Raw genomic sequence first — 16,283 nt, 5'->3', positions numbered from 1 at the left:
GTCGATTCTATGATGATCGGGCATTCCGCACCAATACGAGGGAGTCGCATGGCAGTCAGTCCGTGTCGAACAGCGCAGTTCATTCTCAAACGCTTCGGCGCTGCAGCGCTGCTCCTGGCAGCGGGTGCGTGCAGCACGCCCCGGGTAGCGGAGCCCGGGCCGCTCCGGGTCGCGGTGCTCAGCGACTTCAACTCCGCGTACGGCTCGACGTCGTACGAGCCGGAGGTGGGCGCGGCGATCGCCCTCGTCACTGACGAGTGGAAGCCGGACCTGGTGCTGATCCCGGGCGACATGATCGCAGGGCAGCGACCGTCACTCACCGACGAAAACGTGCGCGCGATGTGGGCGGCGTTCGATTCCACTGTCGCTGCGCCGCTCAGGCGCGCAGGCATCCCGTTCGCCTTCACGATCGGCAACCATGACGGGTCCGGCCACCCGGGCCACGAGCGGGACCGGCGCCTGGCGCGTGAGCACTGGACGGCGCCGGAGCGGATGCCGGAGCTGGCATTCGTCGACGCAACGGCATTCCCGTTCCAGTACGCGTTCGTGCTGGACGACGTCTTCTTCCTGGTGTTCGACGCGTCCACCGGCGCGATGGCCGCGGACAGCGCGCAGCTCGACTGGATCCGGCGCATGCTGGAGAGCGACGCCGCACGCACCGCCGGAGCACGCATCGCGCTGGGACACGTCCCGCTGTACGCCGTCGCCGTCGGCCGCAACCGGCCGGGCGAGGTACAGGCGGAGCCGGACTCGCTGCGTCGCATACTGGAGCGCGGCAATGTCGGCATGTACATCGCCGGCCATCATCACGCGTACTACCCGGGGCGCAGAGGAGAGCTGCTCCTGTTCTCGGCGGGAGCGCTCGGACAGGGACCGCGACCGCTGGTCGGCAGCGACGCCGAGCCGTTCAAGGCACTGACGCTCCTGACGATCGGGCCGCAGATCCGCGAGCAGACGGTCGGCATCGTGGGAGACTCGGTGTGGACCGTCGACGCGGAGTCGCTGCCCGCGGAGATCGAAGGGGTGAACGGCCGCGTCCGCCGAGTCCTGCTGCGGTGAGCTGCGGTGGAGGCTCGAGCCGGCGCTACTTCGATTTCCGGCTCGCGCCGTCCCGCTCCGACTCCCGCCGCGCGGCGCGCTCCTGCGCCTCGTCTGCGGGCGAATCGACGTCCGACGTGCCGCCCATGGCGCTGTCCATCGGCGGTGTCTCGCGGTCGCGCAGGCGCCGCTTCTCACGCGCAGCCTGTCCGATCTCGCTTTCGTCCGGGGCACCGATGCCCTGGCGGATCGAATCCTGGCGTTCGTCCGGCATGTCAACGCTCCTTTCGCTGGCCCGGCCTGTCGTCGAGCCGCATCAGCTCGAGCGGATCGGTCACCGTGTCGGGACCGATCGCCCCGGCCGCGCGTGCGATCCTGTCCCGGTCGCTCTCGTTGTCGCGCGGTGTTGCCTCGTCGCCGGTGATCGCGGGAACGGGTCGCGTCGATTCGGCGTTGTGGCGCCGGTCCGCATGCTCGTGCTCGCTGATGCCGCGACTGCCGTGTTCTTCCGGCATGTGCTCCTCCGGGTCAGGGTGTACAGGCCTGAGGGGCAAGGCGTATGCCCCCGGAGCACGCGGCGGGACGACCGGCGCAATCCACCGCACGGTGCGCGCAATCCACGGCGCGCGGGACGGCATCGGTCACGGCGGCCGCCCGGCTCGCCCGGACTCTCTTCCGCGGACAGGTGCATCGGCCATACAATTCCGGTGCTTTCCTTCATCAACGGTGCCGCTGCTGGCGCGGATCCCTGTCACCGCGGCGCCGGGCGGCGAATCCCGTCCTCGAGAGACGTCATGATGCGCTTCATCCGAGTCGCGGCACTCGTCGCTCCCATGATCCTTCCCTCTCCGGCGGCCGCCCAGCTCATGGACGGCAATGGACACATGGACCGCCCGGTGGCAGAGGCGGTGCGTGCGCAGGGCGCGCTCCACATCGACGGCCGACTGGACGAGCCGGCATGGGCCGCTGCGCCGGTGATCGCGGGCTTCACGCAGATGGACCCGGACGAGGGCATGCCCGTGAGCCAGCGCACGGAAGTGCGCATCCTGTTCGACGACGATGCGCTCTACATCGGCGCCCGTCTCTTCGACGACGGCCCGGTGACGACGCGACTCGGACGGCGCGACATGCCGCTGCTGGACGCGGACTGGTTCGGCGTCGTGATCGACAGCTATCACGGGCACCAGACCGGTTTCGTCTTCGACGTGAACCCGAGCGGCGTACAGCGCGACGCAGTGAAGTCGATGACGCCGAGCGGCGAGGAGGACGACAACTCGTGGGACGCGGTGTGGGACGTCGCGACGAGTATCGACGAAGAGGGCTGGACCGCGGAGTACCGGATCCCGTTCAGCCAGCTCCGCTTCAACCAGGCGCAGCAGCAGGTGTGGGGGATCCAGCTCGAGCGCCTGATCGGCCGCCGACGCGAGTATGCCGTCACGACCTACACGCCCAAATCGCAGCGCGGCGGAATTCCTGCCTACGGTCACCTGCTCGGCGTGCAGGACGTGTCCGCCGGTGAGCGGCTCGAGCTGCTGCCCTACGTCGTCGCGCGCGGCGAGTACGTCGATCCGGGCACCAATCCTTTCCGCAGCGACTCCGAGCACGCGGTTTCCGGCGGGCTCGACGCGCGCTACCGCGTGACCAGCGACATGACGCTGAACGCCTCGATCAACCCGGACTTTGGCCAGGTCGAGGTGGATCCCGCCGTCATCAACCTCGGCGTGTACGAGACGTTCTTCGAGGAGAAGCGTCCGTTCTTCATCGAGGGCAGTGACATCTTCGGCTTCGGCGGCGGCAACACGGGTACGCTGTTCTACACGCGGCGCGTCGGTCGTCAGCCGCAGCTGACACCCCCGTCCAACCGCGCAGACGTGCCTGCTGCCACGACGATCCTGGGGGCGGCAAAGCTGTCAGGCCGCACCGCCGGCGGGTGGTCGCTCGGGATGATGGAGGCGGTCACGGCTCGCGAGGAAGCGACCTTCCGGACGGACGAAGGCGACGCGACGATGGCCGTCGAGCCACTGACGAACTACTTCGTGGCGCGCGCGCGCCGCGACATGCGCAGCGGGCAGAGCTCGATCGGCTCGATGGTCACCATGACGCACCGCGATCTCGGGGAGCCCGCGCTCGAGGCGGCACTCCGCTCATCCGCCTACGCAATCGGGTTCGACGGCCGCCACGAGTGGGCAAACCGGAGCTGGGTCGTGTACGGCAACCTCGCGCTCAGCCACATCCGGGGCACTCCCGAAGCGATGGTCGCCGTGCAAACGGCATCGAACCATTTCTTCCAGCGCCCCGATGCCGATCACCTCGCCGTCGACGCGGGCACGACGTCGATGACGGGAGCGTCCGCGCTGCTCGCGCTCGGGCGACAGGCCGGCGAGCACTGGCGCGGCGAGGTACAGGTCGCGACGACGACACCATCGTACGAGATCAACGACCTCGGCTTCAACTACCGCACCGATCGCCGTGACGCACAGCTCACCCTGCACTACCTGCAGCAGCGGCCGGGCAGCTTCTGGCGCAACTACACGATCAGTGGCCGCGCCCGCGTCGAGGGCAACTACGCGAACGAGATGATCGCGAACTGGTTGACACTCTCGACCTCCTGGCGCCACCTGAGCTACTGGCTCATCCAGACGGGCATCACCCACTCGCTGCGCGCAAACGACGACCGCCTCACGCGCGGCGGGCCGATCGCCGTTCGTCCGGCCAACACCAACGGCTACATCTACCTGTCCGGTGACCCGCGCCAGAACATCTCCTGGGGCATGCGGCTCGAGGGGGAGCGCACCGAGTTCGACGGCTGGTACTGGGGGATCGGGCCGGAAGTCGTGTTCAAGGTCTCGCCACGGTGGAACCTCACGCTCACGCCCCAGCTCTCGCGCGCGTACGTGCCGGCACAGTACGTCGGCACCATCCCGGACGCCGGCTACGAGCCCACGTTCGGCAGCCAGTACGTGTTCGCGCCGCTCGACCAGACGACGCTCGCAATGGAGACACGCCTGAACTACACGTTCAATCCGCGCCTGTCGCTCGAGGTCTACGCACAGCCGTTCATCTCCAGCGGCGAGTACGGCGACGCACGCTACCTCGCCGCACCCAGGACGTACACGTTCGAGCCATACGCGGGAGCGGTTCCCGATCTCGACTTCAACCTGCGCAGCCTGCGCGGCACCGCGGTGCTCCGCTGGGAGTGGCGCCCCGGCTCGACGCTGTACGCGGCATGGCAGCAGAGTCGGGCCGACTATGCACCGGGCGTCGGCGATTTCGAGTTCGGTCGTGACCGTCGCGCGCTCTTCGATGCGCAGCCGGACAACATCTTCGTGCTCAAGGCGAGCTACTGGTTCACGCCCTGATCCTGCTGCGGTCCAAACCCGCAGCTCGCCGCCGGCTGGTCCCCCTCCTGTCTCTCCACTGAAGCCTGCTGCCACACGGGAGCAGGGCAATTGTATGTGGTACATCGCTTGCGACGCGGTGCGCACGCCACGACTGCGTGATCCGCGTCAGGCAGCATTCCAGCGATCAGTGATCGCGTCCCTCCACCGGAGCCCAGATGGGTCGGCCTGCGCTCAACGCCGCAATCATGGCTGTTCCTGCTGCTCTCCTCCTGAGCTGCGCCGGCGACCCGGAGCAGAGCGAGACGGGCATTGCGCGGAGCACGCCTGCCGCGCTCGGCGATAACGTGACGATCGCCAGCGCGAGCGAGGCTGACGACGGCCAGTGGGTGATGCCCGCGAAGAACTACGCGAGCACCCGCTACAGCACGCTGGACGACATCGACACGCAGACCGTGTCGGACCTCCAGCTCGAGTGGACGTTTTCGACGGGGGTGCTGAACGGCCACGAGGCGGCGCCACTTATCGTGAACAACACGATGTACGTCGTGACGCCGTATCCGAACACGCTCTTCGCACTCGACCTGACGCGCGACGGCGCGCTGCGATGGCGCTACGATCCCGGGCCGGCACGCGCGGCGCAGGGCGTCGCCTGCTGCGACGTGGTGAACCGCGGCGCGGCGTACTGGGAAGGCAAGATCATCTACAACACGCTGGATGCACACACCGTGGCGGTGGACGCGGAGTCGGGTGAGGAGGTGTGGAAGACGCGGGTCGGCGACATCAACATCGGCGAAACCGTGACCATGGCGCCGCTGGTCGTGAAGGGGAAAGTGCTGGTCGGCAACAGCGGCGGCGAGATGGGCGTGCGTGGCTGGGTCAAGGCGCTGGATGCGAACAGCGGCGAAGTGGTCTGGACCGCGTACAGCACGGGACCCGACGAGGACGTGCTGATCGGCGACGACTTCCGCCCGCACTACCCGCAGTACGTGGGCGAGGATCTCGGCGTGAGCACGTGGCCGCCGGACCACTGGCAGATCGGCGGCGGCACGATGTGGGGCTGGATCTCCTACGACCCCGAGCTCGACCTGATCTATCACGGCACGGCGAATCCGGGTCCGTGGAATCCCGATCAGCGGCCGGGCGACAACCTGTGGACGGCCGGCATCTTCGCGCGTGACCCGGATACGGGTGCTGCGCGCTGGTTCTACCAGTGGGCGCCGCACGACCTGTACGACTACGACGGCATCAACGAGAACATCCTGCTCGACCTCGAGATCGACGGTCGGCTCCGCAAAGTGCTCGTGCGTCCGGAGCGCACGGGCTTCATGTACGTGCTCGACCGCGAAACGGGCGAAGTGCTGTCAGCGGACCCGTACACGTACGTGACCACGACGGAGCGAGTCGATCTCGAGAGCGGCAGGCCGGTTCACGTCGCCGCGAAGCAGCCGGGCACCGGCTACACGGTGCACGACATCTGCCCGGCCGCGCCGGGCGGCAAGGACTGGCAACCCTCGGCGTACTCGCCACGAACGGGACTGCTGTACGTGCCGCACAACCACCTGTGCATGTCGATGCAGGGGCTGGAAGCGAACTACATCGCTGGCACACCGTTCGTCGGTGCGGAGGTGCAGATGTATGCCGCACCGGGCGACGGCCACCGCGGCGCCTTCATGGCCTGGGACATCGTGAACCGCCGCAAGGCGTGGTCGGTCGACGAATGGTTTCCCGCGTGGAGCGGCGCGCTCGTGACCGCGGGCGACGTGGTGTTCTACGGCACCATGGAGGGCTGGTTCAAGGCACTCGACGCGCGCACCGGTGAGCTGCTGTGGCAGCACAGGACGGGCTCCGGCATCATCGGCCAGCCGGTCACGTATCGCGGCCCGGATGGCCGGCAGTACGTGGCGATCCTGTCCGGTGTGGGTGGCTGGTCGGGCGCCGTGGTCTCCGGGCAGCTGGACACCAGCGTGCCCTACGGCGCGCTCGGTTTCGTGGGCGCGATGACGGACCTGCCGGATCACACGACGGAGGGCGGAATGCTGTACGTGTTCGCGCTTCCACGCAGGTGAAAGCGGCACTGCTCGGCGTCGCGCTGCTTGCGCTCGTCGGGGCCGGTGTGCTCGTCGCGGCCCGCGAGGCGCAGCCGCAGCGCGTTCTGCGGGTGTGCGCCGATCCGAACAACCTGCCGTTCTCCAACGAGGCCGGTGAAGGGTTCGAGAACCGGCTGGCGGAGCTGGTTGCGGACGAGCTGGACGCACGTGTCGAGTACACCTGGTGGGCGCAACGCCGCGGCTTCATCCGCAACACGCTGCGTGCGGGCACGTGCGACGTGGTCATGGGCATCCCGAGCAGCTTCGAGCTGGCGCTCGCGACGCGCCCCTACTACCGCTCGACGTACGTGTTCGTGTACCGCTCCGACGCTCCCTTCGAGGTCCGCAGCTTCGACGACAGCATCCTGCGCGACGTGCGCATCGGCGTGCCGATCATCGGCGACGACGGCTACAACCCGCCCCCGGCACACGCGCTCGGGAGCCGCGGCATCGTCGGCAACGTTGCGGGCTACCTCGTATACGGCGATTACCGGCAGCCCAACCCGCCGACCCGGCTGATCGAGGCGGTTGCGAGCGGCGAGATCGACGTCGCGGTTGCGTGGGGACCGCTGGCGGGCTGGGCGGCGCAGCAGCAGCCGATTCCACTGGAGATCGTTCCCGTCTCGCCGCAGGTCGACCTGCCCTTCCTGCCGTTCGTCTTCGACATCTCGCTGGGCGTCCGGCGCGAGGACACCGCGCTGCGCGACGAGCTGGAGCAGGTGCTCGTCCGGAGGCAGGCGGACGTGGATGCGCTGCTCACGGAGTACGGCGTCCCGCGCGTGGACGCGCACGCCGGAGCGACCGAATGAGGATCGCCGCACTGCTCGCCGGCATCGTCTTCCTGTTCGCTCCCGCATGTGACGGCGGCGCGGAACCGGACGCAACAGCGAGTGGGCAGCGCGGCAGCAGTGCCGGCCAGGGGGGCAGCACCGGCGGCGGTGGTGCGGGCGGCGCCAGCAGTCGGCCGACCGACACGGAATCAGCGCAGCAGGGTCCGCCGGCGGGCGCATCGCTGCTCGATGTTGCCGTGACGACGCTCACGCCCGTCGGCCCCGGCGGTGACAGTGCGATCACGAACCCGTTCGTGAACGACGAGAACGCGATCGCGGAAGGCGAGATCTTCTTCAACCACTTCAACTGCTCGGGCTGTCACGCACCGCTCGGCGGTGGCGGTATGGGCCCGCCACTGAGTGACACACTGTGGATCTACGGGGGTGCGCCCGCGAACGTATACCTCTCCATCGTGCAGGGCCGACCCAACGGGATGCCTGCGTGGCACGAGCTGCCGGATGAGGTCGTGTGGAAGATCGTTGCGTACATCCACACACTACCCGAGCGCGCGAGCCGGATCAGCAGCGCACCACGCCGACCATGACCGAACACGCCCCTGCGCGCCTGCACGGTTGCTGGCCGGCCGCGATGGCACTGGCATGCAGCGGATGTGCGCGGCAGGGCAACTTCCTCCGGCCTTCGGGTGAGGGTGCGGAGCTGATCGCCATGCTGACGTGGGCGACGATCGTGCTGTCGGCTGTGGTCAGCATCGTGGTCATCGTTCTCACGGCGTATGCGGTCCTGCACCGCAAGGAAGACGTGCGCGACTGGACGGAGGAGAAGGACCGTCCGGTGATCCGCTGGATCGTGATCGGCGGGGCGGTCGTGCCCGGCGTGCTGCTGCTCGTGCTGTTCGTCGCGACCATGCTGACGCTTGCCGGGCTCGCCCCGATGCGCGCGAGCGGCCCGCTCGCCATCGAGCTGACAGGTCGGCAGTGGTGGTGGCAGGTGCGATACGTGAACGACTCTCTGCCGCAGCTCCGCTTCGAATCCGCGAACGAGATCCATATCCCGATCGGCGTGCGCGTGCCGGTGCGGCTCACGTCGGTCGACGTGATCCACAGCTTCTGGGTGCCGGAGCTGCAGGGAAAGATCGATCTGATCCCGGGGCGCACCACGCACACCTGGCTGCACGCCGAACGGCCGGGCGTCTACCAGGCGAAGTGCGCGGAGTACTGCGGACTGCAGCATACGCGCATGGAGCTGCTCGTGATCGCGCACGCGCCGGACGAGTTCGAAGCGTGGCTCGCCCATGCGTCCGGACCGGCGGTGGCGACGTCGGCTGGCGAGCCGGGGCTGCGCGTGTTCCTGGACGCGGGCTGCGGCCTGTGCCACTCGATCCGCGGCACACCGGCACGCGCCGGCATTGCCCCCGACCTGACGCACGTGGGCGCCCGGCTCGAGCTGGCGGCGGGTACCGTGCCGAACACGCGCGGCCACATGGCGGGGTGGATTGCCAACCCGCAGGCGCTCAAGCGGGGCGCACGAATGCCGCGGATGCGGCTCACGCCCGAGGAGCTGCACGTGCTGGTCGACTACCTCCAGCGCCTGGAGTAGCGCATGGGCCGTTTCGCTGTCTTCGATCCACCGCCCGGCATGAGCCGCGCCGAGCAGGAGCGGTTCGAGCAGACGTGGTCGGCACCGAAGGGACTGATCGGCAAGCTGCGCACGATCAACAACATCCCGATCGCGCAGCGCTACATGATCACCGCGTTCATGTTCTTCCTGTTCGGCGGCGTGATGGGTCTGCTGATGCGGATCCAGCTCGGCACGCCGGAGAACACGTTCCTGGACGCGGAGACGTACAACCAGCTCTTCACGATGCACGGCACGACGATGATGTTCCTGTTCGTCATCCCGTTCATCGAGGCGATCGCCAATTACGTGATGCCGCTGCTGCTCGGCACGCGCGATCTGCCCTTTCCGCGACTCACCGCGCTGTCGTACTGGACGTACGTGCTCGGCGGCATCTTCCTGTACTCGAGTTTCCTGTTCGGTGCGGCGCCGGACGGCGGCTGGTTCGCATATGTGCCGCTCACCAACCGCGAATACTCGCCCGCGATCAACATGGACTGGTGGGACATCGGCCTGAGCGTGGCCGAGGTGGCTGCCATGGGCGCTGCGGCGGAGCTGATCGTGGCGATCCTGCGCACACGCGCTCCCGGCATGTCGCTGAACCGCATGCCCGTATTCGTGTGGGCGATGCTGATCACGGCGTTCATGATCATCTTCGCGTTCACGCCGCTGATCGTCGGCACGGCCATGCTGGAGCTGGACCGGAAGGGGCTGACCTCCTGGTTCGTCCCGGAGGCGGGTGGCGAGCCGCTGCTCTGGCAGCACCTGTTCTGGGTGTTCGGGCACCCGGAAGTCTACATCATGTTCATCCCCGCGGTCGGGATCGTCTCGCACCTCGTGCAGGTGTTCGCACGACGTCCGCTGGTCGCCTACCCACTCGTCATCCTCGCGCTGCTCGCGACCGGCTTCATCAGCTTCGGTCTCTGGGTGCACCACATGTTCACGACCGGGCTGTCGCCGACGGCGATGGGATTCTTCGCCGCGGCCAGCACGATCATCGCGATTCCGACCGGCATCCAGATGTTCTCCTGGATCGGCACCCTCTGGACCGGCCGGCCGGTGTGGCGCACGCCACTCCTCTTCGTGATCGGGTTCCTGGTGATCTTCACCCTCGGCGGGGTGACGGGCGTGATGGTGGGGTCGGTTCCCTTCGACCTGCAGGCGCACGACAGCTACTTCATCGTTGCGCACTTCCACTACGTGCTGATCGGCGGCGTGGTGTTCCCGCTGGTGGGCGGGCTCTACTACTGGCTGCCGAAGATCACCGGACGGATGACGAGTGAGCGGCTCGGCCGGTGGAACTTCTGGATGATGTTCGTCTTCTTCAACGTAGCGTTCTTCCCGATGCACGTCTCGGGCATCCTGGGCATGCCGCGACGCGTGTACACGTATGCGGGTGGTACGCCGCTGGACACGCTGAACATGATCTCGACGATCGGCGCCGTCGGCTTCGCGCTGGGTGTGCTGCTGTTCGTCGTCAACGTGCTGTGGAGCCTGAAGAATGGCGAGGAGGCCGGTGACGACCCGTGGCAGGCCGACACGCTGGAGTGGTCGCAGAGCTCGCCGCCGCCGCAGGCACAGTTCCCTGCACTGCCGGTCGTGCGCAGCCGCCACCCACTGTGGGAGCAGGATTCGCTCGAGCCGGAGGACCCGAAGCTGAAGCGCCAGCTCGACGACTTCGACTGGAAGCCGATCGGCTGGCGCGGCACTCTCATCGTCACCGTGCAGGACGCGCGGCCGCTCGCGATCGCACAGATCCCCGGGCCGTCGATCTGGCCGTTCATCATGTCGATCGCATTCGTGTTCCTCTTCGCGGGCGCACTGCTCGACAGTGCCGCCCTCGCCGGGATCGGCGGCGTTGCCACGCTGATCGCACTGTTCGGCTGGTTCTGGCCTGACGATGCCGGGCGCCAGGCGCTGGCCGATTTTCCCGAGCACGACGAGGACCCCGACCGCCTGCCGCTCGCGGTGGCAGGACCGATCTCCAGCGGGTTCTGGGGCACGCTCGTGTTCCTGACGATCATGGCGACCGCGCTGCTGACCCTCGTCGCGAGCTACTACTACGTCGGCGAGGGGCCCTCGCCCTGGTGGCCCGCGTTCACGCCGGACAATGCCTGGACCGCTGCAGCCGTGCTGTTGCTGGCCGTGCTGGCCGCCGGCGCGATGTTCATGGGTGTCCGGCGCATCCAGCGTGATGCAACGCCGGCACTCGGCGCTCCGCTCGCAGTGGCCTTTGCCGCGACGGTAGCAACGGTCCCGCTGCTGTGGCGGGCCTGGTCGGGCAGCGGCCTGGCGGCGGCGACCGATGCGCATGCGTCAGCAGTACTGTTCCTGATCTGCTTCCAGATCCTGCTGCACCTGGTGCTGGCCGCGATGCTCGGTGCCGGGCTCGCCTGGGCGCTGTTCGCGGCCGGGGACCGACGTGGTCGCGGTGTCGCATGGAATGCTGCGCTGGTCGCGTGGTTCGTGGCCCCGGCCTGGCTGATCTCCGCGTTCACGATCTACCTGTCCCCGGAGCTTTGGTGATGGCGGACGAGGAGCTGCAGTCACGCACGCCGAACCACCTCAAGGTGATCGCGTTTCTCGGTGGTGCGCTCGCGTGGACGCTGCACCTGGCCACCTGTTACGTCGTCGTGGCGCTCGCCTGCACCACCGGGTGGGGCGGCGCGAAGGTGACGGTGGCCGTGCTGACCGTGATCTTCGGTGCGCTGGGAATCGCCGCGGGCGCACTGGCACTGCGCGAGTGGCGACGCGTGCAGCACGCGCCATCATGGACGCACGCACTGAACGAGTCCGGCGGCCACGAAGGACTGATCTACATGATCGGCGTGATGCTGGCGGCGCTGTTCGTCGCGCTGATCGTGTTGAATGGCATGTCGCCGTTCCTCGTGCCGGTGTGCTCACCATGAGAACTGCATGGCGCCCCGTATGGTGGCGCACTGTTCTGCGTAAGCATGCGGCCGCGACACTGCATGGCCGGTCGCGCTGGATCGCGCACCTTGCGCTGCTCGCGACGCTTGCCGCTTCAGGGTGCCGGGAGCAGGAAGCCGCCTTCGCTCGCATCCCTGGCGCGGATGTGGAGCGCGGGCGCGCGATCATCGCGACCGCGGGGTGCGGCGCGTGTCACGTCGTACCGGGTGTTCGGGGTGCGCGCGGGCTGGTCGGCCCGCCGCTCACGAGCTTCGGCGCACGCGCCTACATCGCGGGTCGTGTGCCGAACGAGCCGGACGCACTGGTGAGCTGGCTGATGGACCCGCAGTCGATCGACTCACTCACGGCGATGCCGGCGGTCGGGCTCGACCGGGCAGAGGCGCGTGATGTCGCGGCCTACCTCTTCAGTCTGGGTACGACGCGCAGGGGCCCGCCCGCGCTGCTGCCGCGGTCCTGGCTCGACGCGCTCTGAGACGGCGCCCGGTTGTTCGCCGGACGCTTCAGCCTCCCTGCTCCAGCGCTCGCCATGTCCGGTCGTACCGGATCAGCGGGGCGCCCCCACTGCCCATGCGCACGTCGTGCACGCGCGCGATCACGACCAGGTGATCGCCAGCCGGATGCAGCGCATCGACAGTGCAGACCAGGCTGGCCAGCGAGCCCTGGAGCACCGGCGGTCCATCGGGCGGGAACAGCTCACGGCCGAGCGGGCCGGTGTCCGTGAAGATCGTCGCGGTACGCTGCTGCTCCGTCGACAGGATGTTGACGACCAGCTGAGAGCCGGTCTCGAGCAGCGGGCGGACGACGGCATTCGGGCCGAGACCGACGAGCACCAGCGGCGGCTCCAGCGACACGGACGTGAAGGCGGTCACGGTGGTGCCGAAGACGTTCGGTTCGTCCCGCACCGAGACCACGGTGACGCCGCTCGCCCAGTGTGCGAGCGCGGCGCGGAAGGCCTGCTTCAGCTCCGCACTCGAATCCTGCGCATCGGCCTCACCGCCGCGCGCCGAACCGCCGATGCGTGTGCTCATGAAACGTCGCTAGGGTCGTCGATCACTCCCAGGAACAGGATCGTGCCGGAGTGCCGCTCGCGGATCGCCATCAGGAAGGAGCGGTCGACCCGCAGGCCGGCCGGCATCGAAACCACGCCGATTCCCACCGAGGTTGCCGCTGCCGCTTCGGTACCCTCCTCGTCCACGCGCAGCCAGGTCTTCTGTACGACGTCCTCCACGAACAGGTCGTCGGCGAATGGCTGCTCCGCCATCCGCGAGAAATCGGCGCTGCCGGTAAAGGCATCCTGCATCCCGAGCGCCTTCAGCGTCTCGTTCAGCACACCCATCCACTCGACCTCGTAGCGCGGCATCGACACGGGCGCCCCGCGCAGATCTCCGAGCGACTGCATCCAGCGGTTCCAGGTCTCGGCGTCCAGCGAAGCAACGACCTCCGACACCGGCGTATCCGCCGTCGGAACGACGATGACCATGGTGAACGCGTCGCCGCCGTACGGCAGCTCGCCGATCGCGACGCCATCGCCGTGACCGAGCCGGACGGGCATGTCACTCGCGTTCATCATCGGCACCTGCACCGTGGTGCCATCCTCGCGGCGGAACTCGCCCGGTCGCGTGCTGGAGCGCTCGAACTGCTCGCGCCAGTCGCCCTTGAAGTAGATGGCATTGATCAGGAACATCACGTCGGTCGGTCGGATGCTCTCGACGATACTCTGGATCCGGTTGCCGGTGTTCTCGGCGACCCACGCGTTGATCACATCGGGAGCATCGGGCGCATCGAAGTCGAGCGTGCGCGCCTCGGCATCGAAGTACTGTGCGACCACGTCGTAGAACGACTGCAGGAAGGGCATCCCCTGCCGGGCCCATACGGAGTTCGCGATGGCGAGCTCGACCTGCGGGTCCAGCTCGAGCAGCATGTCCACCAGGCTGCGGTAGGATGCGTTGACCTCCTCCGGCGCCAGGTCCGCGAAGTCCAGCATCGCGTGCATCTGATCGTACGTGGCGCCGGCGGCGCCATTCATCGTCATGCCGAGCGCCATGGAGGCGCTGAACGGCGAGAGGACCACGTTGGGGTGGTCCTGCTCCCGCGCGTGCGCTTCACGCAGCAGGTCGAACGCGAAGCGGTTGGAAGCGCGGATCACTCCCTGCTCGGTCTCGGCCAGGTCGCGCGGCAGCTCGATCAGCTTCGGAGCACCCGGCCCGGACGGGTCCGAGGCGCAGCCCAGTGCGAGCACCGCCAGGAGGGCGGCTGCCGTGAAGCCTCCCGGGGACAGGAGGGGTGTGGTGCGACGTCGCATGGCTCCTCCGTGGATGGTGTACCGGTGCAGTTCGCTACTCCTGTAACGAGGACGTCGCAGCGTTCGTGACGTGCACACGCGAAATCGGCGCCGCCGCAGGCCGTTCCGACGAACATACCCGTGCTGCCCCACTTTGAATGAAGGGCCGGGAGGCGGTAGCTTGGTTCTGGTGTGGCCGCGGGCCGGCCGAGCGCACCAGCAGCCACGATCCGGGCCGTCGCACCGACGTCTGTCCCGGGCGAAGTCACGCGGGAGCTGCCGTTTGCATCGATCCATCGAAGAACTCCTGGCCGCCGCGGCGGAGTCAGGGTGCTCCCTGCCGGAGGTCGTGCTCGCGAAGGAAGCGTCGGAAACCGGGCGTGACCCGGCCGACATCCGCGCGAGGATCCAGCGCAACCTCAGGGTGATGCGGGCAGCGATCACCGAGGGGCTCAAGGGCGAGGTCCACTCCGCCTCGGGCCTGACGGGCGGCCGTGCGAAGCGGCTCATCGACAACGGGCCGCGGCTGCTCGGCGAGCGCGTGACCATCACACTCGCGCGCGCGATCTCCACGCTGGAGGTCAACGCCGCAATGGGCCTGATCGTCGCAGCGCCGACCGCCGGGGCCGCGGGCGTGCTGCCCGCGATCCTGATCAGCACGGGCGAGTTCCTGGATCTCGACGAGGACACCATCATCGACGCCATGCTCGTCGCGGGCGGCGTCGGTGCCGTGATCGCACAGCGGGCGTCGATCTCGGGGGCCGAAGGCGGCTGCCAGGCGGAGACCGGCACTGCCGCGGCCATGGGCGCAGCGGCAGTGACGTGGATCAACGGCGGCACGAACGAGCAGGTCGCGACCTCGATTGCGCTCTCGCTGCAGGGCATGCTCGGCCTCATCTGCGATCCCATTGGCGGGCTGGTCGAGGTGCCGTGCATCTACCGCAATGCGTCGGCGGCAATGCAGGCGATCGCCGCGGCGGAGATGGCACTCGCCGGGTGCGACTTCCCGGTGAGTGCCGACGAGGTGATCGACGTGATGGGCGAGGTCGGGCGCAGGATGCCTGTCGCGTACCGTGAGACGGCCATGGGCGGGCTGGCGGCGACGCCGTCCGCACGCAAACTCGTGCAGATCCAGCCGTCGCGTCAGCCGACGGGTGCCAGCCGCTGAGCGTAGACGATGATCCTCGTATCCCTGTTCGACATCCTCGGTCCCGTGATGGTGGGGCCGTCCTCCTCGCATACCGCGGGTGCCTGCCGGCTCGGCCTGGTCGCACGCGCGATCCTGGGCGGGATGCCGGAGCGTGCGCTGATCCGGCTGCACGGCTCGTTCGCTGCAACCGGTGACGGTCACGGGACCAAGCGCGCCATCGTGGGGGGACTGATCGGCCTGCCGCCCGACGACCTGCGATTGCGCGAGGCGTTCCACGAGGCCGAGGACGCCGGCATGGAGTGGTCCTTCGAGAACGTGGACCTCGGCGACGACGCGCATCCGAACAGCGTGGTATTCGAGCTGACGCGGGAGGGCGAAACCGTGCACATCACGGGCGCGTCGATCGGCGGTGGACGCATCGAGGTCACCGAGCTGAACGGCTTTCCGGTATCGCTGGGCGGCGACTACCACACGCTCGTCGTGCTCGCGCGCGACGAGCCCGGCACGATCATGACGATCACCAGCCGCTTTGCCGCCGAGAACATCAACCTCGCCACGATGCGTGTGGACCGGACCGGCCGCCACAAGGACGCGCTCATGACGATCGAGGCGGACGCACCCATTCCGGACACGCTGCTGGAAGACCTGCGCGAGTTTTCCTGGCTCCGCTGGGCGCGCCGGGTCGAGCAGGTCGCAGGCGGATGAGCGACACGCCAGAGGGCCGTCAGCCGCCGGGCGACGAAGCCGGCACGCAGCCCGGCGATGTGCCGCACGCCGCGACGGATTCCGCCGCGGAGTCCCGCAGCCGCGGAGGCTGCGCGGCGCTCCTCGCGCTCGGCATGCTGCTCGCCGCGATAATCGCGATCATCCTGATCTTTCGCGTGCCGGAGGTCACGGTCAGCGAGGTGGACATGGTCGACCTGGCGCACACGACGCTGCAGCAGGAGATCTCCGCCGCATTCCTCGTCACCGGCGAGCTGATCGTCACTGCAGACACGCGCGTGCAGAACACCAAGACGCTGCTGCCGGGGCTGCTGGACGTCGATCTC

16 protein-coding genes are annotated in these 16,283 nt (G+C 68.4%); 12 read left to right on the top strand and 4 right to left on the bottom strand.

Annotation, left to right across the window (positions count from 1 at the left end; genetic code table 11):
* Positions 1-48 precede the first annotated feature (48 nt).
* A complete protein-coding gene (locus VFU06_12035; protein ID HEU5210113.1) occupies positions 49-1,059 on the top strand; it encodes a metallophosphoesterase in 1,011 nt (336 codons plus the stop codon).
* A 25-nt stretch (positions 1,060-1,084) separates the two neighbouring features.
* On the opposite strand, the gene VFU06_12030 is transcribed toward VFU06_12035, so the two are convergent.
* A complete protein-coding gene (locus VFU06_12030) occupies positions 1,085-1,312 on the bottom strand; it encodes a hypothetical protein (GenBank protein ID HEU5210112.1) in 228 nt (75 codons plus the stop codon).
* A gap of 1 nt (position 1,313) precedes the next feature.
* Positions 1,314-1,553 (bottom strand): hypothetical protein, encoded by a 240-nt coding sequence (locus tag VFU06_12025; GenBank protein HEU5210111.1) that lies wholly within the window; start codon positions 1,551-1,553, stop codon positions 1,314-1,316.
* Positions 1,554-1,832: 279 nt separating this feature from the next.
* Between VFU06_12025 and VFU06_12020 the strand changes: the two genes are divergently transcribed.
* From VFU06_12020 to VFU06_11985, 8 genes are all read left to right on the top strand, one after another.
* The gene (locus VFU06_12020) at positions 1,833-4,397 is read left to right on the top strand and encodes a DUF5916 domain-containing protein (GenBank protein ID HEU5210110.1); all 2,565 of its coding nucleotides are present in this window, start codon (positions 1,833-1,835) and stop codon (positions 4,395-4,397) included.
* Positions 4,398-4,594: 197 nt separating this feature from the next.
* A complete protein-coding gene (locus VFU06_12015) occupies positions 4,595-6,445 on the top strand; it encodes a methanol/ethanol family PQQ-dependent dehydrogenase (GenBank protein ID HEU5210109.1) in 1,851 nt (616 codons plus the stop codon).
* Entirely contained in the window at positions 6,442-7,275 is an 834-nt protein-coding gene (locus VFU06_12010) for a substrate-binding domain-containing protein (GenBank protein ID HEU5210108.1), read from the top strand. Before VFU06_12015 ends, VFU06_12010 begins: the two co-directional genes overlap by 4 nt.
* Entirely contained in the window at positions 7,272-7,841 is a 570-nt protein-coding gene (locus tag VFU06_12005) for a c-type cytochrome (GenBank protein HEU5210107.1), read from the top strand. Before VFU06_12010 ends, VFU06_12005 begins: the two co-directional genes overlap by 4 nt.
* The gene (gene coxB / locus VFU06_12000; protein ID HEU5210106.1) at positions 7,838-8,854 is read left to right on the top strand and encodes a cytochrome c oxidase subunit II; all 1,017 of its coding nucleotides are present in this window, start codon (positions 7,838-7,840) and stop codon (positions 8,852-8,854) included. Before VFU06_12005 ends, coxB begins: the two co-directional genes overlap by 4 nt.
* 3 nt (positions 8,855-8,857) lie before the next feature.
* Entirely contained in the window at positions 8,858-11,398 is a 2,541-nt protein-coding gene (ctaD, locus tag VFU06_11995; protein HEU5210105.1) for a cytochrome c oxidase subunit I, read from the top strand.
* Positions 11,398-11,781, top strand: coding sequence for a hypothetical protein (locus tag VFU06_11990; protein HEU5210104.1), 384 nt, complete (start codon positions 11,398-11,400; stop codon positions 11,779-11,781). The genes ctaD and VFU06_11990 overlap by 1 nt, the downstream gene beginning before the upstream one ends.
* On the top strand, positions 11,778-12,275 hold the full coding sequence (locus VFU06_11985; protein HEU5210103.1) for a c-type cytochrome: 498 nt from the start codon (positions 11,778-11,780) through the stop codon (positions 12,273-12,275). Before VFU06_11990 ends, VFU06_11985 begins: the two co-directional genes overlap by 4 nt.
* A gap of 28 nt (positions 12,276-12,303) precedes the next feature.
* On the opposite strand, the gene VFU06_11980 is transcribed toward VFU06_11985, so the two are convergent.
* On the bottom strand, positions 12,304-12,831 hold the full coding sequence (locus VFU06_11980) for a flavin reductase family protein (protein ID HEU5210102.1): 528 nt from the start codon (positions 12,829-12,831) through the stop codon (positions 12,304-12,306).
* The gene (locus VFU06_11975; GenBank protein ID HEU5210101.1) at positions 12,828-14,105 is read right to left on the bottom strand and encodes a serpin family protein; all 1,278 of its coding nucleotides are present in this window, start codon (positions 14,103-14,105) and stop codon (positions 12,828-12,830) included. The genes VFU06_11980 and VFU06_11975 overlap by 4 nt, the downstream gene beginning before the upstream one ends.
* Before the next feature lie 262 nt (positions 14,106-14,367).
* On the opposite strand from VFU06_11975, the gene sdaAA reads away from it, so the two are divergent.
* The 3 genes from sdaAA to VFU06_11960 form a co-directional block, all read left to right on the top strand.
* A complete protein-coding gene (gene sdaAA, locus VFU06_11970; protein ID HEU5210100.1) occupies positions 14,368-15,252 on the top strand; it encodes an L-serine ammonia-lyase, iron-sulfur-dependent, subunit alpha in 885 nt (294 codons plus the stop codon).
* Positions 15,253-15,261: 9 nt separating this feature from the next.
* The gene (gene sdaAB, locus VFU06_11965; GenBank protein HEU5210099.1) at positions 15,262-15,939 is read left to right on the top strand and encodes an L-serine ammonia-lyase, iron-sulfur-dependent subunit beta; all 678 of its coding nucleotides are present in this window, start codon (positions 15,262-15,264) and stop codon (positions 15,937-15,939) included.
* The coding region (locus tag VFU06_11960; GenBank protein HEU5210098.1) for a hypothetical protein at positions 15,936-16,283 on the top strand (348 nt) is incomplete at its 3' end. The genes sdaAB and VFU06_11960, both read left to right, overlap by 4 nt.

The organism is Longimicrobiales bacterium, assembly GCA_035764935.1.
In the GTDB taxonomy this organism is placed as follows: Bacteria; Gemmatimonadota; Gemmatimonadetes; order Longimicrobiales; family RSA9; genus DASTYK01.
Note: the sequence above shows the minus strand (reverse complement) of the source record. Positions and strands in the feature narration are given on the sequence as shown.

Excerpts from the sequence above, each read along its gene's own strand:
- VFU06_12005 (HEU5210107.1), top strand. The coding sequence starts at position 7,272 with ATGAGGATCGCCGCACTGCTCGCCGGCATCGTCTTCCTGTTCGCTCCC.
- coxB (HEU5210106.1), top strand. The coding sequence starts at position 7,838 with ATGACCGAACACGCCCCTGCGCGCCTGCACGGTTGCTGGCCGGCCGCG.
- VFU06_11990 (HEU5210104.1), top strand. The coding sequence starts at position 11,398 with ATGGCGGACGAGGAGCTGCAGTCACGCACGCCGAACCACCTCAAGGTG.
- VFU06_11985 (HEU5210103.1), top strand. The coding sequence starts at position 11,778 with ATGAGAACTGCATGGCGCCCCGTATGGTGGCGCACTGTTCTGCGTAAG.
- sdaAB (HEU5210099.1), top strand. The coding sequence starts at position 15,262 with ATGATCCTCGTATCCCTGTTCGACATCCTCGGTCCCGTGATGGTGGGG.
- VFU06_12020 (HEU5210110.1), top strand. The coding sequence starts at position 1,833 with ATGATGCGCTTCATCCGAGTCGCGGCACTCGTCGCTCCCATGATCCTT.
- ctaD (HEU5210105.1), top strand. The coding sequence starts at position 8,858 with ATGGGCCGTTTCGCTGTCTTCGATCCACCGCCCGGCATGAGCCGCGCC.
- VFU06_12015 (HEU5210109.1), top strand. The coding sequence starts at position 4,595 with ATGGGTCGGCCTGCGCTCAACGCCGCAATCATGGCTGTTCCTGCTGCT.
- VFU06_12035 (HEU5210113.1), top strand. The coding sequence starts at position 49 with ATGGCAGTCAGTCCGTGTCGAACAGCGCAGTTCATTCTCAAACGCTTC.
- VFU06_11980 (HEU5210102.1), bottom strand. The coding sequence starts at position 12,831 with ATGAGCACACGCATCGGCGGTTCGGCGCGCGGCGGTGAGGCCGATGCG.
- VFU06_12030 (HEU5210112.1), bottom strand. The coding sequence starts at position 1,312 with ATGCCGGACGAACGCCAGGATTCGATCCGCCAGGGCATCGGTGCCCCG.
- VFU06_11975 (HEU5210101.1), bottom strand. The coding sequence starts at position 14,105 with ATGCGACGTCGCACCACACCCCTCCTGTCCCCGGGAGGCTTCACGGCA.
- VFU06_12025 (HEU5210111.1), bottom strand. The coding sequence starts at position 1,553 with ATGCCGGAAGAACACGGCAGTCGCGGCATCAGCGAGCACGAGCATGCG.